The sequence below is a fragment of the Streptomyces sp. NPDC024632 genome, from assembly GCF_055559175.1.
On record NZ_JBVHLD010000003.1, the window covers coordinates 481,336 to 505,190 of the forward strand.

The window sequence follows — 23,855 nt, forward strand, 5'->3', positions numbered from 1 at the left end:
GGGTGGGCGAAACGCGGTGGGTGGGGGTGCGGGCCCTGCGCCCCCCGACCTCCCGGCGGGGTGGGCGAAAGGCGGTGAGTGGGGGTGCGGGCCCTGCGCCCCCCCGACCTCCCGGCGGGGCGGAGACAGGCGGTCTCCGCCGGTCCCCACAGCGGAGGGACACCTCCCCCAGTTACAGCGCACGGGCGGACGCCGATGTAATGGAGCCCGCCCACCCCCTCGCCGCCCCCACCGGCCAGGCGGAGGCCAACGGACCGGGACCCACCCACCCCCGCCCCGGCACCACAGCGGACCGTCGGCTGTCCCCGCACCTCAGCCCACCCACCCCCTTCCCCGGCAACCCCCACCGGCAGGCGGACGCCGACGTACCGGGAGGGGACGGGCCGGGGTGCCCCCGCAGAAATACGTTGACGGCCGGGTGCCGGATTCGCGAAGGCCAGGTGGTACGGATTTCGAGGAGGTGCCCCGGCCCGGCACCGACCAGGCACAAGCGGCACCCGCAGACGACAAAACACCCGCACGGGTGGGCGGGCGGGAAAGAGCAGGCCCCCGGAGGGGGTCACCCGAATAGGTGAAAAGGTAAGCTCGGCATCCGAACACGTGGACTTTAGCCCAGGCTTGTCCGGGTTTGTCGACGGGCGTGTAACAGCGGTTAGTGACGGGGCCGGCGGCGGGAACGACCACGGCATGAGCATCGAGAACCCCCACTCACACCGCACCGCCGACCACCTCCGCACCGCCCACAGCGTCTTGACGGTTCGTCAGCTCAGGGAGCGCGGCGTGACACCGGGCGTGATCGCGGAGCGGTGCCGCCCGGGAGGGCCGTGGCAACAGGTGCTGCCGCAGGTGTACCTGCTGCACTCCGGGCCCCCGAACAGCGCGGAGCGCCTGGAGGCGGCGCTGCTGTACGCGGGCCGCGATCCGGGAGCGCACGGCCCGCTCGGCGGCGGCCGGGAGGCGATGGTGACCGGGCTGGCCGCCCTCGCCCTGCACCGCTTCTCTTCGGTGCCGCCGCTGCCGGGGCTGCCCCGGATCGACGTCCTGGTGCCGCGGCAGCGCAGGCTGCGCGACGCGGGCGACGTGGCGATCCGCAGGACCAACGCGCTGCCCCGCCCGCAGGAGGTCGCCGGACTGCCCTGCGCGCCGGTGCCGCGCGCCCTGGCCGACGCGGTCGCGGAGCTGGACGACGCCGAGACGGTGCGGCGGTTGCTGACCGAGGCGGTGCGCGGCGGGCACTGCGACGCGGGCGCCGTACTGGAGGAGCTGGAGCACGCGCGGCTGCTGGACCGGCCGCAGGTGGCGGCGGCGCTGGACGCGTTGCTCGCCGAGGGCCGGTCGGTCGCCGAGGACCGGCTGATCGCGATGGTGCGCCGCCACGCACTGCCCGACCCGGTGTGGAACGTCGACCTGCGGCTGCCGGGCGGCCCGCCGCTGGGCGGGGTCGACGCGTACTGGCCGGAGCACGCGGTGGCGGTGGAGATCGACGCGCGCACCGTACGGCCGGGCACGGCGGCGGGCGAGGACGGCCACGACGACGTATACGCGACGGACGCGTACGGGGACGGCGACGCGTACGGACCGGGCGGCACGTACGGTCCCGGCGGCGCCTTCGACCAGCTCTTCGACCGGGCCTTCGAGCACGGTTTCGAGAACGCCGAGGACGACGCCGTGTGGTCGCGCTACGCCCGTGAGCGGGAGCGTCTGGAGGCGCTGGGCATCACCGTCATCCACCTCACTCCGGCCAAGCTGAGGGACTCCGCCGAGCAGCAGGCGGCGATCGTCAGGACCGCGCTGATGGCGTCCGCCGACCGGACACCCGCCGCGTATGTGGTGGTCACCCCGAGGTGACCACCCGTCACACGAGGAAGCGGGGTCCCGGTGATTTACCCCGACCCGTACCGTATTCGTCCTGATGGCGGTTGGCGGAAACACGTCATGCCCAGACCATTGGACGGTCAACACTCCCCAAAGGGGAGTCAATTCCAGCAATGTGAGCGATCGACCGGCTCCGTTTTCCGAACAGACCACCTCGGTCCGAACAGGGATGCCCATGCCACTCGCTCACATTCCCGGCAAGAGACGCGCGGCCCGTATCGCGCTGGCCGCGGGTCTGGTTGCCGCGCTGTCGGCCGCCGGGCCCGCGCTTGCGATCGCGGACGCGCCCGCCTCGCCCTCCTCCACCCCCGCGCCCGGCCCCGGCTCGCCGGACAAGGGCGCCGCCGACAAGGGCGGAGCCGCGGACAAACTCGGGTCCGCGGACGCCTCGCTGCTGGCCAAGGCCAAGGCGGACGGCGACAAGAACGTCACCTTCATGGTCGCCACCAAGCCCGGCAGCACCGGCCAGGTCGCCGACAAGCTGGACGCGCAGGGCGCCAGCGTGGGTCTGCGGTACGACAAGATCGGCTATGTGCGGGCCACCGTGCCGACCGGCAAGGCGGACCAGGCCATCGCGGCGGCGCAGAAGCTGTCCTCGGTCATCGCGATCGACCTCAAGCAGGAGATCAAGCTCGACGACCCGACCCCGGCGGCGGACACCACCGCGGCGGCGGCCAAGAACGGGAAGGCGTCGGCCACGACGTACCCCGGTCCCGGCAAGGACACCCCGGCCAAGAACCCGTACCAGCCGGCGTTCGAGACCGGCGCGGTCGACTTCGTCAAGGACAACCCGAAGTACGACGGCCGCGGCGTGACCATCGGCATCCTGGACTCGGGTGTGGACATCGGCCACCCGGCGCTCCAGAAGACCACCACCGGTGAGCGCAAGATCGTCGACTGGATCACCGCGACCGACCCGATCCTCGACGGCGACGCCACCTGGCGCCCGATGGTGACCGCGGTCTCCGGCCCGGCCTTCACCTCCTCGGGACGCACCTGGAAGGCGCCCGCGGGGAACTACTACTTCAGCACGTTCGCCGAATCCGCCACCATCGGCGGCGACATGAACGGCGACCTGAACCGCGACGGCGACACCACCGACAAGTGGGGCGTGCTGTACGACCCGGCCGCCGGTACGGTCCGCGTGGACCTGAACGACAACGGCGACTTCACGGACGACACCGCGATGAAGCCGTACAAGGACGGTTTCCAGATCGGCCACTTCGGCACCGACAACCCGGCGACGCCGATCTCCGAGTCGATCCCGTTCACCGTCGAGATCCGCAAGAACGTGCCCATGGACCCCTACGGCGGGACCTGGGTCGGCAAGACCGCGGACTTCGTGAACTTCGGCCTCGTGGAGTCCGAGCACGGCACGCACGTGGCGGGCATCACCTCCGCCAACAGCCTGTTCGGCGGCAAGATGAACGGCGCGGCGCCCGGCGCGAAGATCGTCTCCTCGCGCGCCTGCACCTGGAGCGGCGGCTGCACCAGCATCGCGCTCACCGAGGGCATGATCGACCTGGTCGTCAACCGGCACGTGGACGTGGTCAACATGTCCATCGGCGGTCTCGGCGCCCTCAACGACGGTGCCAGCGCCCGCGACCAGCTCTACAAGGAGCTGATCGACACCTACGGCATACAGCTCGTGATCTCCGCGGGCAACGACGGCCCCGGCGTCAACACCATCGGCGACCCCGGCCTCGCGGACCACGTGCTCAGCGTCGGCGCGTCCATCTCCAAGGAGACCTGGGCGGCCAACTACGGCTCGCAGATGACCGTTCCGTACTCGATGATGCCTTTCTCCTCGCGCGGCCCGCGTGAGGACGGCGGCCTCGCCCCGGTCATCACCGCGCCCGGCGCGTCCATCAACACCATCCCGACCTGGGAGCCGGGCGGGCCGGTGAAGGAGGCGGGCTACACCCTGCCGCCCGGCTACGCGATGCTCCAGGGCACCTCGATGGCGTCCCCGCAGGCCGCCGGAGCCTCCGCGCTGCTGCTGTCCGCGGCCAAGGCCAAGCACCTGACGGTCAGCCCCGCGCAGCTCCGTACCGCGCTGACCAGCACCGCCAAGTCGATCCCCGGCACGCAGACCATCGACCAGGGCGCCGGTCTCATCGCCGTCGGCCCGGCCTGGAACCTGCTCAAGCAGGGCGGCAAGACCAACACGTACACGGTCAAGGCGCCGGTCAACACGGTGCTGAAGGACTACCTCGTCACCCCGGGCTTCGGCACCGGCGTGTACGACCGTGAAGGCGGCCTCCAGGCCGGGCAGTCGCGGACGTACGACGTCACCGTGACCCGTACCAGCGGTCCGGTCTACGCCCAACTGCACACGCTCACCTGGGCGCACAACGACGGCACGTTCAAGGTGGCCAGCCCGCTGGTGCTGCTGCCGCTGAACAAGCCGGTCACCGTGAAGGTCACCGCGAAGCCGAAGTCGGTGGGCGCGCACAGCGCGTTGCTGAACATCGACGACCCGCTGACCCGCGGCATCGACTCGCAGATGTCGGCCGCGGTGCTCGTCTCCACCCCGGTCGCGGGCCCGTCGTACACGCTGACCCGCTCCGGCAGCATCGAGCGCGACACCACGAGGTCGTACTTCGTGAAGGTCCCGGCGGGCGCGACCTCGCTGGAGGTCGCCATGGACGGGCTCAAGACCGGCAGCCAGACCCGGTTCCTGACGATGCACCCGTACGGTGTGCCGCTGGACTCGACCCAGACCATCGACTGCTACCCGAACTACGACAACCCCAACAACAAGTGCCGCCCGGACGTGCGCTCCTACGCCAACCCGATGCCGGGCGTGTGGGAGATCGCGGTCGAGGCGCGCCGCACCTCGCCGCAGCTCGACAACCCGTACAACCTGTCGGTGACGCTGCTCGGCGTGGCCTTCGACCCGGCGGTCAAGACGGTTCCCGAGGCCAAGGTCGGCACGCCGACCCCGGTCGACTGGACGGTCACCAACGGCTTCGCCCCGATCCAGGGCAAGCTCAAGGGCGGCCCGCTCGGCTCGGCGTTCACCGCCAAGCCGACGATCGCCGACGGTGACACGCAGACCACCACCTTGACGCTCGGCCCCGGCGCCTCCCGGCTCGACGTGTCGATCGGCGGGACGTCCGACACGGCCGCCGACCTCGACCTGTACGTCTACCGGGACGGGGTGCTCGTCGCGCAGTCCGCCAGCGGCGGCTCCGACGAGCGGGTCAGCCTGGCCAACCCGCCCGCGGGCACGTACACCTTCGAGGTGGACGCCTACGCCGTACCGGCGGGGACGACCACCTACGACTACGAGGACGTCTACTTCTCCGACGCCCTCGGTACGGTCACGGTGGACGACACCACCACCGTCAACCTGCCGCACGGCGCCTCCGCCAAGGTCTCGGCCTCGCTCCTGGCCTCGGCCGCGGCGCCCGAGGGACGCAAGTTCTTCGGTGAGGTGCAACTGCTCAACGCGCGCGGCTCGGTCGCGGGCAAGGGCAGCGTGATCATCACGAAGACGACGCCGTAACGGAGTTGTCCTTCGGGGGGTGGGGGGGGGGGGGGGGTGGGGCCCCCCCCCCCCCCCCCCCCACCCCCACCCCCCCCCCCCCCCACCCCCCCCCCCCCCCCCCCACCCCCCCCCCCCCCCCCCCCCCCCCCCCCCCGGGCCCCCGCCGCCCGGCACGGGCAACGGCCCCGCCCCCCAGCCGCCGCCCGGCACCCGCACTCGCACTTCCGCCTTCTGGAGGCACCGATGACCGCAGGCCCCGTCCTGCCCCGCAGCCCGCTCCCCGGCGACCCGCCGCCCGCCGGGCACCCGCGCCGGGACACCGGACTCTCCCGCCGTGACGTCCTGCGCCGCGGCACAGGACTGCTCTCCGGCGCCGCCGCGGGCGCGCTGCTCGCGGGCTGCGGCACCGGCGAGAGCGACGGCGTGGGCGCGGACGGCCGGGTCACCGTCGAGCTGTGGCACGGCCAGACCGACACCGGCCGCGCCGCGATCCAGCAACTGGTGGCCGAGTTCAACCGCACCCACCCGAAGATCAGGGTCGACCCCGGCGGCGGCGTCCTGTCCGACGCCATGCTCCAGAAGGTCACCGCCGCGCTCGCCTCCGGCTCGTACCCCGACATCGCCTACATCTTCGGCTCGGACCTGGCCAGCATCGCCCGCAGCCCCAAGGTCGTGGACCTCACGGCGACGATGGCCCACGGCCCCACCCCCTGGAACGACTTCTGGACCCCGGCCCGCGAGGCCGTCACCGTCAACAAGCGGGTACGCGCCGCGCCCGCGCTCATCGACTCGCTCGCCGTCGTCTGCAACAAGAAGCTCTTCGCCCGCGCCGGAGTGCCGCTGCCCGAGCCCGGCTGGACCTGGGACGAGTTCACGGCCACCGCGAAGAAGCTCACCAGCCACGCCGACGGCACCTTCGGCACCGGCTGGCCGGGCGTCGGCGACGAGGACACCGTCTGGCGGATCTGGCCGATGATCTGGGACCTCGGCGGCGAGGTCATCTCCGCCGACGGCCACGGCATCGGCTTCGAGGACACCGGCGTCCGCGCCCTGGAGACCATCGCCACCCTCGCCTCCGACAAGAGCGTCTACATCGACCCCAAGCCCGGCAGCGAGCAGATGTACCAGGTCTTCCTCTCCGGCCGGATGGGCATGGTCCCCACCGGCCCCTGGCAACTGCCCGACGTCATCCAGGCCAAGATCGACTACCACGTCGTCCCGCTGCCCAGCTACAGCGGGAAAGAGGTCACCATCTCCGGGCCCGACACCTGGACGGTCTTCGACAACGGCTCGGCGCGCGTCGCCGCCGCCCGCACCTTCGTCGAGTGGCTGATCCAGCCGCCGCAGGACGTGCGATGGGACATCCAGGCCGGCAGCCTCCCGCTCAGCCGCAGCACCCAGGCGCTGCCCGCGTGGCAGGACCGCAGCTCCCGCACGGAGGGTCTGTCGGTCTTCACCAAGGCCCTGGAGACCGCGCGGGTACGCCCCGCCCACCCCGCCTACCCGCAGATCTCCGAGGCGCTCGGCCAGGCGATCACCGCGGTGCTGCTCGGGCGCAGCACCCCCGCCAAGGCACTGCGCGACTGTGCGCACGAAGCCAACGCCGCACTGCTCATCCCGCGTTGAGGAGACCCATGTCGAGAACCACGCCGCGGCTGCTGCCCCGGCACAGGCCGGGCCCCGCGCAGCGCCGCCCCGCCCCGCTCACCCTGTCCGACCAGGACCGCGACCGCGAGCACGCACAGCAACTGCGCGCCCGGCGCCGCAGGCTGCGCGGCGAGTCCGCGACCGCGTGGACCTTCATCGCGCCCTCGATCGTGGTCATCCTCGGCCTCAGCGTCGTCCCCGTGGTCTGGTCGCTGCTGCTGTCCTTCCGCGCGGACGACCTGGTCACCCCCAGCCGCTGGGTGGGCCTGGCCAACTACCGGGCCCTGTCCAAGGACCCGCACTTCAGCCAGGCGGTGCGCAACACCCTGGAGTACACCGCGCTGTACGTCCCGCTGAGCATGCTGCTGGGCCTGGCGCTCGCCCTCGCGCTCAACCGGCGCATCCGGCTCGTCGGCGTCTACCGCACCCTGATCTTCGTACCGTTCGTCATCTCGGCCACCGCCCAGGGCGTGCTGTTCTCCTTCATCCTCGACCCGCAGTTCGGCGCCGCCAACTCCGTACTGCACTCCATCGGCGTCTCCCCGCAGGGGTTCCTCACCGATCCGTCGCAGGCCCTCCTCGTCCTCGTCGCGATCTCCCTGTGGAGCGGCACCGGCTTCTGCGTCGTGGTCTACCTCGCCGCGCTCCAGGACGTGCCGCAGTCCCTCATCGAGGCCGCCAGACTCGACGGGGCGGGACGCCGCCAACTGCTGCGCCACGTTGTGCTGCCGACGCTCACCCCGGTCAACGTCTTCCTGCTGCTGTGGCAGACCATCAACTCCCTCCAGGTCTTCGACCTCGTCTACGTCACCACCAAGGGCGGACCGCTCGGCTCCACCACCGTGATCGTCTACTTCATCTGGGAGCAGGCGTTCAAGAACTTCACCGCCGGTTACGGGGCAGCCGCCGCCTACGTGCTCGCGCTCGCCCTGCTGGTGATCGCGGTCGGCACGCGGGCCCTGCGCCGCCGCGAGCCCGTACGCCTCGAAGGAGCCCCGCGATGACCGTCACCTCAGCCCTGCCCGACGCGGCGCCGCCCGGCGCCGGGAACGCCGACGCCCCGCGGCCGAGCGCGCCCCGCCCCCGGCGGTCGCGGCTGCCCTTCAGCGGCTGGCACCTGCTGCTCGCCCCGCTCGCCCTGCTCTTCGCGGTCCCGCTGATCTGGCTGCTGGTCAGCTCGGTGATGAGCAACGCCGAGATCAACCGCTTCCCGCCCGCGCTGTGGCCCTCCCACATCGACCTCGGCGGCTACCGCTACGTGCTCGGCAACGCGCTGTTCCCGCGCTGGTTCGCCAACTCGCTGATCGTCTCCGTCGTCGCGGTCGTCTCCAACCTCGTCTTCGGCGCGCTCGGCGGATACGCCTTCGCCCGGATGCGGTTCGCCGGCTCGCGCACCCTGCTGGTGCTGATGCTGGCCACCATGGCGATCCCGTTCCAGCTCACCATGATCCCGACCTTCCTGGTGATGAAGCGGCTCGGCCTGATCGACACCCTCGGCGCGCTCATCGTGCCGTCGCTGGTCACGCCCTTCGCGGTCTTCCTGCTGCGGCAGTTCTTCCTCTCGCTGCCCAGGGAGCTGGAGGAGGCCGCGTGGATCGACGGCTGCTCACGGCTGCGCGTACTGCTGCTCATCGTGCTGCCGCTGTCGCGGCCCGCGCTGAGCACGGTCGCGGTGCTGACCTTCCTCGGCACCTGGAACGACCTGACCTGGCCGCTGATCGCCATCAACCACGACACGCAGTACACGCTGCAACTCGGCCTGACCACCTTCCAGGGCCTGCACCACACCCGCTGGTCCGCGGTGATGGCGGGCAACGTCCTGACCGTCCTGCCGGTGCTGCTCGCCTTCCTCGCGGCGCAGAAGCAGTTCATCCAGTCGATCACCTCCAGCGGCCTGAAGGGCTGACGGGACACCGCCCCGTCGCCCGAGGACGGACGGACCCGCTCCGTCGCCCGAAGGGATGACGGGACACCGCCCGGACTCCCGCCGCCGGACTTCCGCCCCACCACCACAGAAAGCCAGCTCATGCCGGACACGTTCGACCTGCTCGTCATCGGGGACGCCAATCCCGACATCGTCCTGGGGCCGCTGGACGCCCCGCTCGCCTTCGGCCAGCGCGAACAGCTCGTCCCCACCGGCCTGCTGACCCTCGGCGGCTCCGCCGCGATCATGGCGTGCGGCGCCGCCCGGCTCGGCCTGAAGGTCGCCATCGCCGGCCGGATCGGCGACGACGACACCGGCCGGTACGTCCGTACCGCCCTGGCCGAGCGCGGCGTCGACACCGCGGCGCTGCGGGTGGACCCGGACCTGCCGACGCCGCTGACCACCGTGCTCACCCGCGGCGACGACCGTGCCATCCTCACCGCGCCCGGCACCCTCACGGCCACCGTCGGCGCCGACGTGCCCCAGGCGCTGCTCGCGCACAGCCGCCATGTGCACGCCGCCTCGTACTTCCTGCTGCCGGGACTCGCGACCGCGCTGCCCGACCTCTTCCGCACCGCCCGCGCGCACGGCGCCACCACCTCGCTCGACACCAACGACGACCCGGCGGGCGACTGGGACCCGGCCGGAATCGCCGCGCTGCTCCCCGTCACCGACATCCTGCTGCCGAACGCCAGGGAGGCGTGCGCCCTGGCGGCCGGCGGGGAGACCGCGTCCGGTGACCCCGAGGCGCACGGGAAGATCCCGGCGGGGGACCCCGAGCCCGCCGACGTCGAGCGGGCCGCGGCCCTGCTCGCCGCGCGCGGTCCGCTGGTGGTGGTGAAGAACGGCGCGGACGGCGCCCTGGCCCACGACGGCCGCGGCCCGCTGCGCGCCCCCGCCGTCCCCGTACGGCCGCTCGACACCGTCGGCGCGGGCGACAGCTTCGACGCCGGCTTCGTCGCCGCCACCCTGGCGGGCCTGCCCCTGGCAGCCGCCCTCGCCCTGGCCGCCGCCTGCGGCGCCCTGTCCACCCGAGCGCACGGCGGCACCACCGCCCAACCCACCTGGGACGAGGCGCTCGGCGCCTCCCGCGCCGCCACCACCCGCAACGGAAAGAACCCGTCATGAGCACAGCCAGCACCACACCCCGCACGACGACCAGCGGCGCCACCCGTACGACCAAGATCGCCTTCATCGGTGCCGGAAGCGTCGTCTTCACCCAGGGCCTGCTCGCCGACCTCTTCGCCTTCCCCGAGCTCAAGGACGTGCACATCGCGCTGCACGACATCGACGCCGAGCGGCTGGCCACCGCCGACGGGGCCGCACGGCACATCGCGGCCGAGCGCGGCGCGGCGCCGCTGATCACCGCGCACGCCGAGCGCCGCGCGGCCCTGGAAGGCGCCGACTTCGTCATCAACATCATCCAGGTCGGCATGGGCGAGGCGACCCGCACCGACTTCGACGTCCCCGCCCGCCACGGCCTGCGCCAGACCATCGGCGACACCCTCGGCGTCGGCGGCATCTTCCGCGCGCTGCGCACCTTCCCCGTCCTGCGGGAACTCGGCCGGGACATCGCGGAGGTCTGCCCCGACGCCTGGCTGCTCAACTACACCAACCCGATGGCGATGAACGTGCAGTACCTCGCCGAGGCCACCGGACTGACCCGGGTCGTCGGCCTGTGCCACTCGGTGTACTGGACGATGCACGACCTCGCGGAACTGCTGCGCATCCCGCTGGAAGAGGTCACCTACCACGCGGCGGGCGTCAACCACCAGGCGTGGGTGCTGCGCTTCGAGTACCAGGGCGAGGACGTCTACCCGCGGCTCGACGCGCTCATCGCGCAGGACCCGCAACTGCGCCGCAGGGTCCGCGTCGACATGTACCGGCGGCTCGGCTACTACCCGACCGAGACCAGCGAGCACTCCTCCGAGTACGTGCCCTGGTACCTGCACCACGACAGCGAGATCGAGCGGCTGCGGCTGCCCGTCGGCGCGTACCTCGGCATCGTGGACGAGAACGTCGCCGCGTACGAGAAGACCCGCGCCGCGCTCGCCGCCGGACTCCCGCTGCCGGTCGAGGGCACGATGGAGTACGCGCCGCAGGTGATCCACAGCATCACCACCGGCACCCCGCGCACCATCTACGGCAATGTGCCCAACCACGGCCTCATCGACGACCTCCCGGCCGCCGGTACGGTCGAAGTGCCGTGCCTGGTCGACGCGTTGGGCGTCCAGCCCACCCGGATCGGCGCGCTGCCGCCGCAGTGCGCCGCGCTGAACCGCACCTACCTCAGCACCACCGACCTCGTCGTCCGCGCCGCGATCGAGGGCGACCCCCGCCACATCCGGCACGCCGCCATGACCGACCCGGCGACGGCCGCCTCGCTCCCCGTCGAACGGATCTGGGAGCTGTGCGACGACATGGTGCGCGCCCACGGTGACGCGCTCCAGCCGGAGTTGCGAGCCGTCCTGGGCACGTGAGGCGGCGGGCCGCGCGCCGGGCCGGTGGGCTGAGTCGGCCCGACGCGGCCCGGCTCCACTCGGCTCGGCTCCACTCGGCTCGGCTCGGCCCGGTTCGGTTCGGTTCGACGGGGCTCGGCTCAGTGCGCGAGGGCGCTCATCAGGTGGCGCATGGCCCGGATGAGCGCCGGGCGCAGCGCGATGGTGTCGGCGGGGGTCGCCTCGATGGGGGAGCCGTCGGCGTTCAACGGGCGGGCGGCCACGCCGTTCCACTGCTTGATGCCGTCCACGCTGAGCGAGAAGACGGCGCCGCCGTGCCGGACGGTGACGGCCTGCCGCGCGGTGCCGTAGATCGTGAACGCCTGGTCGCCGAGGCCGCGCAGCGCCCTGGTGACCTCGGGCGAGTCGGTCATGAACAGGAAGTCGCCGGAACCCGCGGTCGTGGGGTCGGGGACGATCACATGCGAGAGGTCCGCGAATTCGGCGTGGACGTCGGACTTCTTGTGCAGGTCGACGGTGACGGTGACCGTGTACGTCGTCTCCCAGTCGCCGCTCCCGGTCACCGACGTGGTCAGGGTGCAGGCGGCGTGATCGAGGGCGGGACCCTTGGTGATCACGGGGATGCCCTGGAGGAATTCGGTGCCGAAGGCGTCGGACAGCGGCTGGAGATTGTCGCTGGTGCACGGGTTGTCCGCGAGGTGATAGCCGTGCAGGTCCGGCCGCGGGCCGCCGTAACCGGTGAACTGGAGGACCGCGAGCCAGACCGCCGACGCCGTGACGACGCCGCCGAGCGCCCACAGCACGCGGCCCCGGCGTCCCTCGGGCCGTGGCCGCCAGGGCTTGAGGGTCGGGCCCCTGTCCTCGCCGCCGTGACCGCCGCCCGTGTCGCGGACGCGGTACGGGTCCGCGGGGGAGCGCGGCGGCGGGAGGCGGGTGCGCAGCCGGGAGAGCGCGGAGCGCAGCGACGGCGGCGCGTGACCCGCGCCGCTCAGGATGTCGGGGGCGGGGCGGTCGGGCTCCGGCTCCTCGACCATCTCCGGCTCGGTGATCATGCCGAATCCCCTCGTCGCGGTGTGCCGGACACTGTACGGCGGGGCGGACGCCGCATCGGGACCCCTGCTCCCAGGCTGCCCATGGGCGGCGGCGGGTAACAGGCGGGTTCGCGCCAGGGGGGATCGGGGCCGGACGGGTGCGGTGCCGGGGAGTGCGGGCCGGGCGTCGGGCCGCGGTCAGCCGCCGGTCTCCGCGCCGCCGCCGTCCCCGTTCTCCGAGAGGTCCGCGTCGACCCCGTTCGCGCGGGCGATCCGGAGCGCGTCGTCCAACTCGTCGCAGGCCACGGCCAACGCGTACGCGTCCCCCGCCCGCCCCGCGGCGGCCACCGCCTCCCGAGCCACGCGCACCCGCTCCAGCATCGCCTCGGCGAAACCGTCCACCCGGACCTCCATCCGACGTCATCGGCCGCCCTCCGCCCTGGCCCCGATCGCACGGAGAGCCAAGGGAGATCGCGGATCTCCGGACATGCTAACGACGCCGCCGCGGCCCGGCGCCACCCGAACCCCCGTATGGCGTAGGGCGGTTCGGCCCGCTTCACCTGCTGTCCAAGGTCCGTCCACCGCCCGTCCGCGCTCAGGTCGGACGGTGGACGGACGGCGTGCGAGCCGGGGCGGCGGCGGACCTCCGGGCACGGCGGAAATCGGTGTCGCGCGCGCCGGTCGATGGACATGATCGGATCAGCGGACAGCATGAGAATCGCACCGACGCGCCGGTGCCCACGGCCGTCAACCGGCGCCGCGCCGGGGCGAATTGACAGAGTTAGGCATGCCTAACCTAGGCTCGTCGCGCCCCTGGTCACCGGTCGTCCCACGACCGTCGGCCCGAACGACTGCGCGCCCGGAAGTGGACCCCCATGCGGCTCTATGTGCTGGCTCTGAACCCGACCGACTCGGTCACCGAGGGATTCCTCCCGGCCGCCCGCCGCCTCGGCCTGGACGTCACGGTCCTCACCGACCAGCCCGCCGCGCACCGGGCCGCGTACGGAGACGATCCGGCGGTCGACGTCCTGGAGTGCGACGTACGCGACTTCCGCGCCGTCATCACCCGCGTCTCCGCCTATCGGCCGCCGGACGCCGTCTTCACCAACAGCGACCACCTCCAGGTCCAAGCCGCCCTGGTCGCCGACTACTTCGGCCTGCCCGCCAAGAGCTGGCAGGCCGCGCTGCGCACCAAGGACAAGGCCGAGACGCGCCGGGTCCTGGCCGCCTCGGGCGTCGACACGGTGTGGTCGGCGCAGTTGCCCGCGGGCCAGGACCCGGCGGCCTGCCTCGCCGGACTCGACGTGCCGTACCCCTGCGTCGTCAAACCGCGCGAGGGCGTGGCGAGCGAGGACGTCGTACGCGCCGAGGACCCGGCGGACCTGGAGCGCCGCGTCCGGCGGATCCAGGCCGACCGGCCGGGCGCCGCACTGGTCGTGGAGGAGTTCCTGCCCGGCGAACTGCTCACCCTGGAAACCCTCGGCGACGGTACGACGCGCCATGTGCTGGGCGGCTTCCGCACCACGCTGTCCCCGCCGCCGTACTTCATCGAGGAGCGGCTGACCTTCGTCCCCGCGCACCCCGCGCCCGTCGTCGACCAGGTCCTCGCCCAACTCGACGCCCTCGGTGTCGGATTCGGCGCCTGTCACACCGAATTCGTGCTGCACGAAGGGTGCGCGCGCCTGATCGAGGTCAACTACCGCGCCATCGGCGACCAGTGCGACCTGCTGCTGGCCGAACTGCTCGACCTGCCGCTCTTCGAACACATCCTCCGCACCCATCTGGGCGAATCCCTCCCGGCCGACCTGCGCACCGCGACCGGCCGCGCGGCCCGGCTCGACTACCCCTACGCGCGGCAGGCGGGCACCCTCACCGCCGCCCCCGGCCCGGCCGACCTGACGGCCGACGGCGTGCGCCTGACCTACCGGCCGTTGCGGGCAGTCGGCGAACGGCATCCGCTGCACCGCACCAACCGCGACCTGCTGGGCGTCGTCCGGGCCATCGGACCCGACGAGGACGCCGTGGAGCGGGCCGTCACCGGCTTCCTCGCCGAGCACCGCTGGGAGATCACCCCGTGACGGTGACCGGCCGGGCCGTCGGAGACGAAGAACGCGCCCTGCTGCTCGACGTGTTGAGCACGCTGCTGCGCGAGGACGTCGTGCGCCTGCGCACCGGCAGCGCCCTCGTACGCCGCCCCGACGGCGACTGGCTGCGACTGCCGGTCCCCGAGGCCGATGCGGACGTGCCGCCGCTGCCGCTGCCGCTGCCGCTGCCCGTGACCGACCCGGCAGGGGAGGAGTCGGCGCTCCTGGTGCCGGTCACGGCGGACGGCTTCCAGAGCGAGTACGCCGCCCGGCTTCCGCTGCTGCTCCAGGAGCCCGGCGGGCGGGAGTTGACGACCGGCGAGGACGTCCTGGCGGCGCTGCGCGCTCTCGCGGCGCCCGAGGACCGCGCGGGCTTCACCGCCTTCGCGACCGAGTACCGGGACGCGCTGACCGCCCTGCGGCTGCGGACCGCGACCCGCGCCGACACCGTGGCCCGGCTCACCGCACGCCACGGCGGTGACCCCGCCGGGTGGACCGGACTCACCGGCGCCCTCGCGTACGACACCCTGGCCGCCCGGCACGGCCACCCGGTGCACCCGACCTCCGCCGCCCGCAGCGGACTGACGGAACGTCAACTCCTCGCCCACGCGCCCGAATTCGCGCCGCGCTTCGCCCTGCGCTGGCTCGCCCTGCCCAGGGAGGCCGTCACCGTGCAGGGCGCGGACGGCGATCGGGCACCCGACGGCCTCGGCCTCGGCGTTCTGCGGCCGTCCGCCCTCACCCTCGGCCTGCCGCAGGAGCTGGACGGCACCCATGTCGCCTTCCCCGTCCACCCCCTCACGGCGGACGGCCCGCTGCGGGACGCGCTGCGCGCCACCGGCCTCGACGGCAGGTCCGTACTGGCCGACCGTACGTACCTGGACGTGGCGCCCACACTGTCGACCCGCACCGTCGCGGTCCTCGCCGACCCCGGCACCCACCTCAAACTGCCCCTGGCCACCTCGACGTTGGGGCTGCTCAACCGGCGCACGATCAAACCGGGCAGCCTGATCGACGGCGCGGCCGGGCAGCGGCTGCTGGAGGCGGTGACCGCGCGCGAACCGCGCTTCCGCGACAGCGTGCTGCACGCCGACGAGACCCGGTTCGCGCACGCGGGCCACGAACTCCTCGCCGTGCTCGTCCGCCGCCACCCGCCCGGCCTCGACGGCTGCGCCGTCCTGCCCATGGCCGCGCTGCTCGCCGAGGCCCCCGACGGCCGGCCGGTCATCGACCACCTCGCCGACCGCTACTACGGCGGTGACCCGCTCACCCTGCTCGACGCGGTCCTCACCCTGCTCCTCGACTGGCAGACCACGCTCTTCGGATACGGCATCGCCCTGGAGTCCCACCAGCAGAACATCTCGCTGCTCCTGGACGACCCCGAAGGCCGCACCCGGCTGCGCCTGCTCCTCAAGGACGACGACGGCCTGCGCGTCAACCGCGTGCGGCTGCGCGCGGCCCTCGGCCCCGACGCGCCGGAGCGCGCCGCCTTCGACGACCCGCGCATCCTGGTCGACGACGACGGCCCGGTGGCCGACCTGTTCACCACCATCACCGTCCATCTGTGCGCGGGCGCCTACGCGTTCGCCCTCGCGCGGCTCGGCCGCGCCCCGCTGGAAGACCTGCTCGACCGCGTACGCGACCTGCTCGACCGGGCCGCGCGGCGGCTCGGCACCGGGCCGGGCGAAGCGGGCGAGACCCTGCGCGCGCGTGTGCTCGACGCACCGCGCCTGCCCGTCAAAGCGATGGTGAGCGCGGGCACGCTGCTCACCAAGGACCGCTCAGGAGCCACCGACATCAACAAGCACTACACCACCGGACCCAACTACCTTCTGCGGAGCCGTTGATGACGCTGCCCACCATCACCGGACCCGCCGACTGCGCCCGGCACGCGGGACTGCCCGACGCGGACCGGGCCGTGGCCCACACCCTGCTGAACTGCCTGCTCCGCGAGGTGTCGGGGCCCGAGCACCAGACCGCCGTCATCGACGGTCGCCTGCTGGTACGGCTGCCCCGCACCGGAGTACGGCTGCGGGTCGCGCTGCGCCGCACCTCACTGCTCGGCGCGCACCGCTTCGATGGGCCGGTCACGGAACAGACCGGCCACGACGACTGGACCGAGATCGACTGGCGACGGCTGGCCGAACACACCCACGCCGAGCTGACCTCGCTCACCGGCGTGCCCAACGACGAATTCCTCGACCAGGTGGAGTCCAGCCACCACGGAGTCGCCACCGCGCTGTGCGCCCCGCGCCCCGTCGCGGCCGGGCTCCCGCTCGCCGGATACCTCGCCTCCGAACAGTCGCTCGTCTACGGCCACCGCTTCCACCCGGCCCCCAAGTCCCGTGGCGGCGACCCCGGTTCATGGGCCGCCTACGCACCGGAGACCTCGGCGTCCTTCCCGCTGCGGCTGCTCGCCGTGCGCGAGGATCTGACCGTCCAGGAGTGCGCCGAGCCCGGCGCCACCGACCCGCTGGACCGGCTCGCGGCCGTGCCCACGGGTTACCGGCTGCTGCCCGCCCACCCCTGGCAGTACGACCTGCTGCGCCGCCACCCCGTGCTGCGCGCCGCCCTGGACCGCCGCGACGTGCTGGACCTGGGCCCCGGCAGGACCCGCTTCGCCGCCACCGCCTCCGTCCGCACCCTCTACGACGGCGACACCTTCCTCAAATTCAGCCTCAATGTGCGGATCACCAACTGCCTCCGCAAGAACGCCAGTTACGAGCTGGCCGGGGCCGTCGCCCTGACCCGGATGCTGCGGCCCGCCTTCGCCGACCTCGCCGCCCGCTTCCCCGGCGCCGACGTACTGCGCGAGCCCGCCTACCGCAGCCTGGCCCTGCCCGGCCGCGACGGCCGCCCCGACCAGTCGCTGCTCGAAGGCTTCGGCGTGATCGTCAGGGAAGGGCTCGACCGGCGGCTCGGGCCCGGCGGTACAGCGTTGCTGGCCGCCGCCGTCGCCGACGAGTACCCGACAGGACCGGGGCACATCTCCCGGCTGGTCGCGGACGGCGGCCCGGCGGCGGCCCTGCGCTGGTGGCGCGCCTACCTGCGGCTGCTCGTACCCCCGGTGCTTGCCGCCTACTTCGACCATGGCGTCGTGCTCGAACCCCACCTCCAGAACGTGCTGGTCTGCGTCGACACCGACGGCGACCCCGTCCAGGTGCTCTTCCGCGACCTGGAGGGCACCAAACTGGTCCCCGAACTGCTCTCGGGCCCCTGCGCCGACGCGCTCGCCGCGCTGCCGCCCGAGGTCGCGGAGCCCCTGCGCTACGACGCCGACCGGGGCTGGGACCGGGTGGTCTACTGCCTGCTGGTCAACCACGTCGCCGAGATGCTGGCCGCCCTCGCCGACCTCCACCCGGACACCGAACCCGCCCTGTGGGCCGAGGTCCGCCGCGCCATCCGCGACCACGCGGACGAGCACGGCCATCACTCCCGGCTCGACGCCCTGCTCGCCGGAGCGCCGCTGCCCGCCAAGGCCAATCTCCTCACCCGCTGGGAACGCGCGGCCGACCGGTTCGCGGGATACGTACGCCTGCCGTCGCCCCTCGCCGAGGACGTCCTGCCGGCACCGCTCGCCGAGCACACCCTGCCGGCACCGGACGGCGGACCCGGACACCCCGTGCGCGGCGCCGACCGCGATCCCGACGACGCGAGGACGCAGTCATGACCGCACCCGCACCTGTCGCCGTCCCCGACTCCGTACGGACCACGGCTCTCGCCCTTCCGACCTCCCAACTGCCCGCCTACCTCTACGACCTGGCGGCGCTGCGCGCGCACGCGGCGGCCGTGCGGGCGGCGCTGCCCGAGCGGGCGGAGCTGTACTACGCGGCGAAGGCCAACCCGGAGCCGGAGATCCTGGCGGCGCTCGGCCCGTACGTGACCGGCTACGAGGTCTCGTCCGGCGGCGAGGCCGCCCATGTGGCGGCGGCGGTGCCGGGCCGCCCGCTGGCCTTCGGCGGACCGGGGAAGACCCCCGCCGAGATCACGGCCGCGCTCGACCTCGGCGTGGACCGTTTCCACGTGGAGAGCGCGTACGAACTGCGCGTGCTCGCGCATCTCGTGGCCGCGCGCGGGACCCGCGTCGGCGTGCTGCTGCGCTTCAACCTCGCTGTCGCACCGGGGGAGTTGGCGACGGGAGTGCTGGCCATGGGCGGCGGACCCTCGCCCTTCGGCCTCGATCCGGCGCAGGCCGACGCGGCCGTCCGCGCGCTCACCGACGGCAGCCATCCGCACCTCGAACTGCGTGGTGTGCACGCCCATTTGGCCAGCGGCCTCCCGGCGCCGCGATTGCTCGCCGTCGCCGAGGCCGTGGTCGCCTGGGCGAGTGACCTCACGGCGCGGCACGGCGTCCCGCTCCGGGAGGTCAACGTCGGCGGCGGCATGGCCGTCGACTACACCCGCCCGGCGGACCGCTTCGACTGGGCCGCGTACGGCGAGGGGCTCGCCCGGCTGCTCGACGCCCACCCCGGACCGCTGCTGCGCATCGAACCGGGCCGCGCCCTGACCGCGTACTGCGGCTGGTACGCCACCGACGTGCTGGACGTGAAACCCAGCCACGGCGAGGAGTTCGCGGTGCTGCGCGGCGGCACCCACCATCTGCGGACCCCGGCGGCCAAGGGCCACGACCAGCCCTGCGCGCTGCTCCCGGTCGACGACTGGCCTCACCCGTGGCCGCGCTCGGCGGCCGACGGCGAACTGGTGACGCTGGCGGGCCAGTTGTGCACACCCAAGGACGTGCTCGCCCGGCGGGTCCCGGCGGCGGGACTCCGCGCGGGCGACCGGGTGCTGTTCGCGCTCGCCGGGGCGTACGCCTGGAACATCTCGCACCACGACTTCCTGATGCACCCCCGGCCGACCGTCCACTACGTCGATTCCACGGATGTCCCGGATTCCACGGCTCTCCCGGAACCCACGGCCCGCTCCTGAGACCGGCCTCTCCCGGCCCGCTCCTGAGACCGGCCGCTCCCGGCCCGGCCGAGGCGCCGGTCCGGGAGAGGGCGTGTGCGGCGGACGGTTCAGGACGCCTTGCCGGTCACCGTGATCGTGTGGCTGCCCGCCGGGATGCCGCGCAGCGTCACCCGGCCGTCCTTGAGCGTGGCCTGGAAGGCGTGCGCCCCCGAGCCGTCCCAGACGACCCGGCCGTCGACCTTGACGGTGACGCGCGTGCCCGTCGCGGGCAGGTCGACGACACCGGACGTCCCCTTGGGCGCCGTCAGGTCGAGCGTGAACTGCCGGTCACCGCCGCCGCGCTTCCAGCCGACGGTCAACGGACCGTGCGGCGTGGGAAGTTGACCGCGCGCCCAGGTGACGGAGCCCGGGTGCGGTGCGACGCTCCAAGTGGCGAAGCCGGGAGTGACGGGCGTCGCGCCGAGCAGGTCGTTGGTCAGTGCCGGGACCACCCCGGTCGACCAGCCGTGCGCCGCCGAGGTGAAGCCGCCCTCGTACATCGAACCGCCCGGGCCGATGCCCTCCCAGTCGGTGATGCCGGGCCCGTGACCTGCCATCCAGCCGTACAGCCGCTTGATCTCGTCGATGGCGGAGTCGGCCTTGCCCGCCAGGAAACGGGCCTGGATCTCGGGGTACGAGGTGAAGGCGTAGACCCGCTGGGAGCCGTCCGGGACCAGGGTGTTGTTGTCCATGAAGGCGTTGCCGTACGGCTGGGCGGTGGTCCGGGACAGGTGGTCGAGCGCCGAGGCGGCGCGCGTCGGGTCGGCGACCCCGGCGACCACGGCCAGGCCGTTGCCGTCCTGCCCGTGCCGTACCGCGCCGGTCGCCGAGTCGAGATAGGCGCCCGCGGCGCTGTCCCACAGACGGGTGTTGATCGCCGTGCTCACGGTGGCGGCGCGCTTCTGCCAGCGGTCGGCGTCCGCGCCGTGGCCCAGTGACGTCGCCAGCGCCGCAGCGTCCTTGAGCGCCTGGACGTAGAGGGTGTTGTAGTAGGTGACCTCGCCGCTGCGGGGCAGGAAGGCGTAGTCGCCGTAACCGCCGGTGCCGTTCAGGCCCTTGGACAGCAGGCCGTTGGCGTCGGTGACGCTCGGGTACCAACTGTCCAGCGTCTTGACCAGGTTGGCGTAGTAGTCGCGGGCGTAGGCCGTGTCGCCGGTGTACAGCACGTAGTCCCAGCTACTGGTCACCCACCACAGCGGGTAGTCGAACAGCGGGAGCGTGTAGGTGTTGATCGAGGCGGGCGGTATCCAGCCGTCGCCGCGCTGGTGGTCGGCGAGGTCGGCCAGCACGTTCTTGGCGGCGACCGCCGCGTCATGGGTCAGATACGTGGTGCGGCCGGAGACCGCGACATCGCCCACGTACGGGTCGCGGTCGCGCTTGGCGCCGTCGTGCAGCACGAGCTTGCCGTCCAGCGTCGGGCTGTCGGCGTTGCGCGGGTCGACGTCGTCCGACCGGAAGGTGTCGGTGACCAGTTCGTTGGTGTACGAGGCGTCGTACCAGTACTGGTTCAGCTCGGCGTCCGAGGACTCGAACCAGCCGGTGTAGGAGTCCGGGATGCCGAGGAACGGGGTGAAGTCGAGCGAGACACCGTCGATCCGCACGGTGCCCGACGGCTGCGCGAGCGGCGCGTCGGAGGGGAGCGCGTCCAGGCTGATCCTCATGTAGCGGAAGCCGTGCAGGCCGTCGGCGCAGACCTTCGTACCGCTCAGGCAGCTCTTGTGGTCGGTCCAGATGCCGCCCTGCCGGGGGACCGCGTACTGATCGGTGCCGGGGCCGCCGGAGACGTCGGAGCGCGTGTAGTCGGAGCGGTCGGTGAGGTAGTCGAGCGTCTCGGAGAAGGCCACCCGCACGCCGGGGCTGTTGTCCGAGGCGCCCGCGAAGCTGATCCGGGGGTAGCCGGAGACGACCTTGCCGAAGTCGAGCGTGACGCTGGGCACCGGCTCGGCGGCGACCAGCCCCGGCCACACCTCGTTGATCCTGGTGTACTCGCCCTTGCCCGAGGACTGGTCCTTGGTCACGGTGATCCGCACCCGCGCGGTGGTCACGGACGAGGAGAAGGCGACCGCGCGCCGCACGTCGGAGTTGCCGGTGATGGTGGCGCGGGTGGTCCAGGCCGAGCCGTCCCAGGTCTCGACGGTGAAGTCCTGCGGGACGCCGTCGCTGTTGGACAGCACCGTGATGCCGGGGAGCGTGACCGGGGTCGGGCTGGTGATCTCCAGCCAGGCGGGATACGTGGCCGCGTTCGCGTCGTTCCAGAACGTGTCGGTGTCGCCGTCGACCGCGTTGCCTGGCACGTAGGTACGGGGCTTGCCGTCGTTGCCGTTGTTGCCGTCGTGGTACGAGGAGGCGGTGGCCGTGGTGTCGGCCGGCCACGTCGGCTCGGGCTTGGGGGCGGGCCTGTTGAGGGTGGCGGTGCCCTTGCCGAGGACGCCCTGAGGGTGGGCGACGTCGCCGGTGGTGGCCGTCACGGCGACCGGCCGCACCTCGCGGCTCGACGGTGCCCGTACGTACTTCCGCCAGGAGGCGGAGTGGGGGGAGTTGGCGGAGGCCGGCCCCGACAGGGCCATGGTCGCGGTGAGCGCGCCGACGACGGCGACGGCCTGCGCGATGCGGACCGACCGTCGGGAGAGCGTGCCACGGAGGGGATGCGCAGAGGACAAGAGGGCTCCAGGTGTTCCACGAGCCGCGTCCCGCAGCCCGCACCACTAAGAACGATTCAATTCGGCGCCGCTGAACCTATGGCGCGATTGAACTGGGGGTCAATACATCCTTCGGCCAAGGCTTCGCATTGTCGCGGCGCTGAATTGAAACGTCATTGAAACGGTGCGGCAGAGCCGCCCCCGCGTCCGGCCCGCCGTCGGCCCCGCTCGCCGGTCTCGTCCCGTGTTCCGACATCTTCTCGAAACTGTCGAAGCCGACACCGCGTCAGTTCGGTGGTCCGAACGGGTGTTGGGTCACGCTTTGGTAACCCGTGGCACGAGCCTTGACCCTCTCTCCGGGCGCACTTTACCGTCACAGCGCGCAGCAAATTTCGGCGATGATGCCGAATCTTTCGAAAGGCTGGACCGATGAAGAAGCGCGCATTGCTCTCCCGCGCCGCGACCGCCAGAGCCCTGGCCGGCGGCGTGGCGCTCGTGCTCGGAATGTCCCTGGCCGCCTGTGGCGGCAGCAGCGGCGGCGACTCGGGCGGCGCCGGCTCGTTCCACGTGCTGGTCTACGGGGACGCGACCAACAAGGTCGAGAAGCAGATCGTCGCGACGTTCAACAAGACGTCCAAGGTCAAGGCGGTCCTCGACACCATCCCCGGCGCGGACTACCAGCAGAAGCTGCAGACGCTCATCAGCACCAAGCAGGCGCCCGACGTCTTCTTCAACTGGGGCGGCGGCAGCATCGCCCCCTTCGTCAAGAAGGGGCTTCTGCTGCCGCTGGACGAGATGATCGCCAAGGACCCGGGGCTCAAGAACAACTTCCTGACGTCGGTGTTCGACAGCGCCAAGGTGGACGGCAAGCCCTACGGCATCCCGATGCGCGGCACCCAGCCCGTCCTGCTCTTCAACAACAAGAAGGTGCTGGCCGACGCGGGCCTGACCGAGCCCAAGACGTGGGACGACCTGCTCAACGCGGTCAAGGTCCTGAAGTCCAAGCACATCACCCCGATCGCGCTCGGCGGCGGCGACCAGTGGCCGACCCTGATGTGGTACGAGTACGTCTACGACCGCGTCGCGGGCCCCGGCCTGTTCGAGAAGGCGATCGCGGGCGACAAGAGCGCCTGGGCCAGCGCCGACAGCAAGAAGGCGCTGTCGATGCTCAAGGAGCTGGTCGACGCCGGTGCCTTCGGCACCAACTACGACTCGGTGAAGTTCACCGACAACGGCTCCGCGGCCCTGGTCGCCACCGGCAAGGCCGGGTTCGAGCTGATGGGCTCCTGGTACTACTCCACCCAGCAGGACGCCAACGCCGACTTCGCCAAGAACGACCTCGGCTTCAGCACCTTCCCGACCGTGACCGGCGGCGTCGGCGACCCGACCGACGTGGTGGGCAACACCAACAACTTCTACTCGGTGCTGAAGAAGACCAAGTACCCGGACGCGATAGCCGAATTCCTCAAGCTCCAGTACAGCGACGAATTCGTGCAGGCACAGCTCGGCATCGGCAATCTGCCGACGACGAGGAACACCGAGAAGTTCCTCGACACCTCGGCCGATCCCGCCTACTCCAAGTACCAGTACAACCTGGTCAAGGACGCGAAGTCCTTCCAGCTCTCCTGGGACCAGGCGTACCCGCAGTCGGCGAGCACCGCGATGCACACGGCGGTCCAGCAGTTCTTCGACGGCAAGCTCGACGCCGACGGGTTCATCAAGGCCATGCAGGCCCTGCCGTCGTCCTGACCAG

The 23,855-nt window shown here is 72.4% G+C and carries 15 protein-coding genes; 12 read left to right on the forward strand and 3 right to left on the reverse strand.

Features of this window, described 5'->3' with window-relative positions:
- Window positions 1-687: 687 nt before the first annotated feature.
- The 7 genes from ACZ37P_RS09500 (at window position 688) to melA (ending at window position 11,419) form a co-directional block, all read left to right on the forward strand.
- Complete coding sequence (locus tag ACZ37P_RS09500) at window positions 688-1,848, forward strand: hypothetical protein (RefSeq protein ID WP_467345800.1); 1,161 nt, start codon at window positions 688-690, stop codon at window positions 1,846-1,848.
- Window positions 1,849-2,050: 202 nt separating this feature from the next.
- A complete protein-coding gene (locus ACZ37P_RS09505) occupies window positions 2,051-5,386 on the forward strand; it encodes a S8 family serine peptidase (protein WP_391047636.1) in 3,336 nt (1,111 codons plus the stop codon).
- Between the two features lie 225 nt (window positions 5,387-5,611).
- A complete protein-coding gene (locus ACZ37P_RS09510) occupies window positions 5,612-6,994 on the forward strand; it encodes an ABC transporter substrate-binding protein (RefSeq protein ID WP_401310835.1) in 1,383 nt (460 codons plus the stop codon).
- Window positions 6,995-7,002: 8 nt separating this feature from the next.
- Window positions 7,003-8,019 (forward strand): carbohydrate ABC transporter permease, encoded by a 1,017-nt coding sequence (locus tag ACZ37P_RS09515; protein WP_355345765.1) that lies wholly within the window; start codon window positions 7,003-7,005, stop codon window positions 8,017-8,019.
- Window positions 8,016-8,921 carry a carbohydrate ABC transporter permease gene (locus ACZ37P_RS09520; RefSeq protein ID WP_467345802.1) on the forward strand — a complete coding sequence of 302 codons (906 nt, stop codon included), beginning with the start codon at window positions 8,016-8,018 and terminating at the stop codon, window positions 8,919-8,921. The genes ACZ37P_RS09515 and ACZ37P_RS09520 overlap by 4 nt, the downstream gene beginning before the upstream one ends.
- Window positions 8,922-9,041: 120 nt before the next feature.
- Window positions 9,042-10,067, forward strand: coding sequence for a carbohydrate kinase family protein (locus ACZ37P_RS09525; protein ID WP_467345804.1), 1,026 nt, complete (start codon window positions 9,042-9,044; stop codon window positions 10,065-10,067).
- Window positions 10,064-11,419, forward strand: a complete 1,356-nt coding sequence (gene melA / locus ACZ37P_RS09530) for an alpha-glucosidase/alpha-galactosidase (RefSeq protein WP_355345756.1) — start codon at window positions 10,064-10,066, stop codon at window positions 11,417-11,419. The genes ACZ37P_RS09525 and melA overlap by 4 nt, the downstream gene beginning before the upstream one ends.
- 119 nt (window positions 11,420-11,538) lie before the next feature.
- Here the strand turns inward: melA and ACZ37P_RS09535 are convergent, their stop codons facing one another.
- Window positions 11,539-12,450, reverse strand: a complete 912-nt coding sequence (locus tag ACZ37P_RS09535; protein WP_391045492.1) for a hypothetical protein — start codon at window positions 12,448-12,450, stop codon at window positions 11,539-11,541.
- A gap of 177 nt (window positions 12,451-12,627) precedes the next feature.
- Window positions 12,628-12,831 (reverse strand): hypothetical protein, encoded by a 204-nt coding sequence (locus ACZ37P_RS09540; RefSeq protein ID WP_467345806.1) that lies wholly within the window; start codon window positions 12,829-12,831, stop codon window positions 12,628-12,630.
- A gap of 473 nt (window positions 12,832-13,304) precedes the next feature.
- On the opposite strand from ACZ37P_RS09540, the gene ACZ37P_RS09545 reads away from it, so the two are divergent.
- The 4 genes from ACZ37P_RS09545 to ACZ37P_RS09560 are packed head-to-tail and all read left to right on the forward strand — an operon-like array spanning window position 13,305 to window position 19,442.
- Entirely contained in the window at window positions 13,305-14,507 is a 1,203-nt protein-coding gene (locus ACZ37P_RS09545) for an ATP-grasp domain-containing protein (RefSeq protein ID WP_467345807.1), read from the forward strand.
- Complete coding sequence (locus ACZ37P_RS09550; RefSeq protein WP_467345808.1) at window positions 14,504-16,360, forward strand: IucA/IucC family protein; 1,857 nt, start codon at window positions 14,504-14,506, stop codon at window positions 16,358-16,360. The genes ACZ37P_RS09545 and ACZ37P_RS09550 overlap by 4 nt, the downstream gene beginning before the upstream one ends.
- Window positions 16,360-18,183 carry an IucA/IucC family protein gene (locus ACZ37P_RS09555; protein WP_467345809.1) on the forward strand — a complete coding sequence of 608 codons (1,824 nt, stop codon included), beginning with the start codon at window positions 16,360-16,362 and terminating at the stop codon, window positions 18,181-18,183. The genes ACZ37P_RS09550 and ACZ37P_RS09555 overlap by 1 nt, the downstream gene beginning before the upstream one ends.
- Window positions 18,180-19,442 carry a type III PLP-dependent enzyme gene (locus ACZ37P_RS09560; RefSeq protein ID WP_467345810.1) on the forward strand — a complete coding sequence of 421 codons (1,263 nt, stop codon included), beginning with the start codon at window positions 18,180-18,182 and terminating at the stop codon, window positions 19,440-19,442. Before ACZ37P_RS09555 ends, ACZ37P_RS09560 begins: the two co-directional genes overlap by 4 nt.
- An 89-nt stretch (window positions 19,443-19,531) precedes the next feature.
- Here the strand turns inward: ACZ37P_RS09560 and ACZ37P_RS09565 are convergent, their stop codons facing one another.
- Window positions 19,532-22,123, reverse strand: a complete 2,592-nt coding sequence (locus ACZ37P_RS09565) for an alpha-L-rhamnosidase-related protein (protein ID WP_467345811.1) — start codon at window positions 22,121-22,123, stop codon at window positions 19,532-19,534.
- 408 nt (window positions 22,124-22,531) lie between these two features.
- Here ACZ37P_RS09565 and ACZ37P_RS09570 point away from each other — a divergent pair, with 408 nt between their 5' ends.
- On the forward strand, window positions 22,532-23,851 hold the full coding sequence (locus ACZ37P_RS09570) for an ABC transporter substrate-binding protein (protein ID WP_467345812.1): 1,320 nt from the start codon (window positions 22,532-22,534) through the stop codon (window positions 23,849-23,851).
- The last annotated feature ends 4 nt before the right edge of the window (window positions 23,852-23,855 follow it).

Coding starts and splice junctions, on each gene's coding strand:
- ACZ37P_RS09515 (WP_355345765.1), top strand. CDS start 7,003: ATGTCGAGAACCACGCCGCGGCTGCTGCCCCGGCACAGGCCGGGCCCC.
- ACZ37P_RS09505 (WP_391047636.1), top strand. CDS start 2,051: ATGCCACTCGCTCACATTCCCGGCAAGAGACGCGCGGCCCGTATCGCG.
- ACZ37P_RS09545 (WP_467345807.1), top strand. CDS start 13,305: ATGCGGCTCTATGTGCTGGCTCTGAACCCGACCGACTCGGTCACCGAG.
- ACZ37P_RS09570 (WP_467345812.1), top strand. CDS start 22,532: ATGAAGAAGCGCGCATTGCTCTCCCGCGCCGCGACCGCCAGAGCCCTG.
- ACZ37P_RS09500 (WP_467345800.1), top strand. CDS start 688: ATGAGCATCGAGAACCCCCACTCACACCGCACCGCCGACCACCTCCGC.
- melA (WP_355345756.1), top strand. CDS start 10,064: ATGAGCACAGCCAGCACCACACCCCGCACGACGACCAGCGGCGCCACC.
- ACZ37P_RS09555 (WP_467345809.1), top strand. CDS start 16,360: ATGACGCTGCCCACCATCACCGGACCCGCCGACTGCGCCCGGCACGCG.
- ACZ37P_RS09510 (WP_401310835.1), top strand. CDS start 5,612: ATGACCGCAGGCCCCGTCCTGCCCCGCAGCCCGCTCCCCGGCGACCCG.
- ACZ37P_RS09520 (WP_467345802.1), top strand. CDS start 8,016: ATGACCGTCACCTCAGCCCTGCCCGACGCGGCGCCGCCCGGCGCCGGG.
- ACZ37P_RS09535 (WP_391045492.1), bottom strand. CDS start 12,450: ATGATCACCGAGCCGGAGATGGTCGAGGAGCCGGAGCCCGACCGCCCC.
- ACZ37P_RS09525 (WP_467345804.1), top strand. CDS start 9,042: ATGCCGGACACGTTCGACCTGCTCGTCATCGGGGACGCCAATCCCGAC.
- ACZ37P_RS09560 (WP_467345810.1), top strand. CDS start 18,180: ATGACCGCACCCGCACCTGTCGCCGTCCCCGACTCCGTACGGACCACG.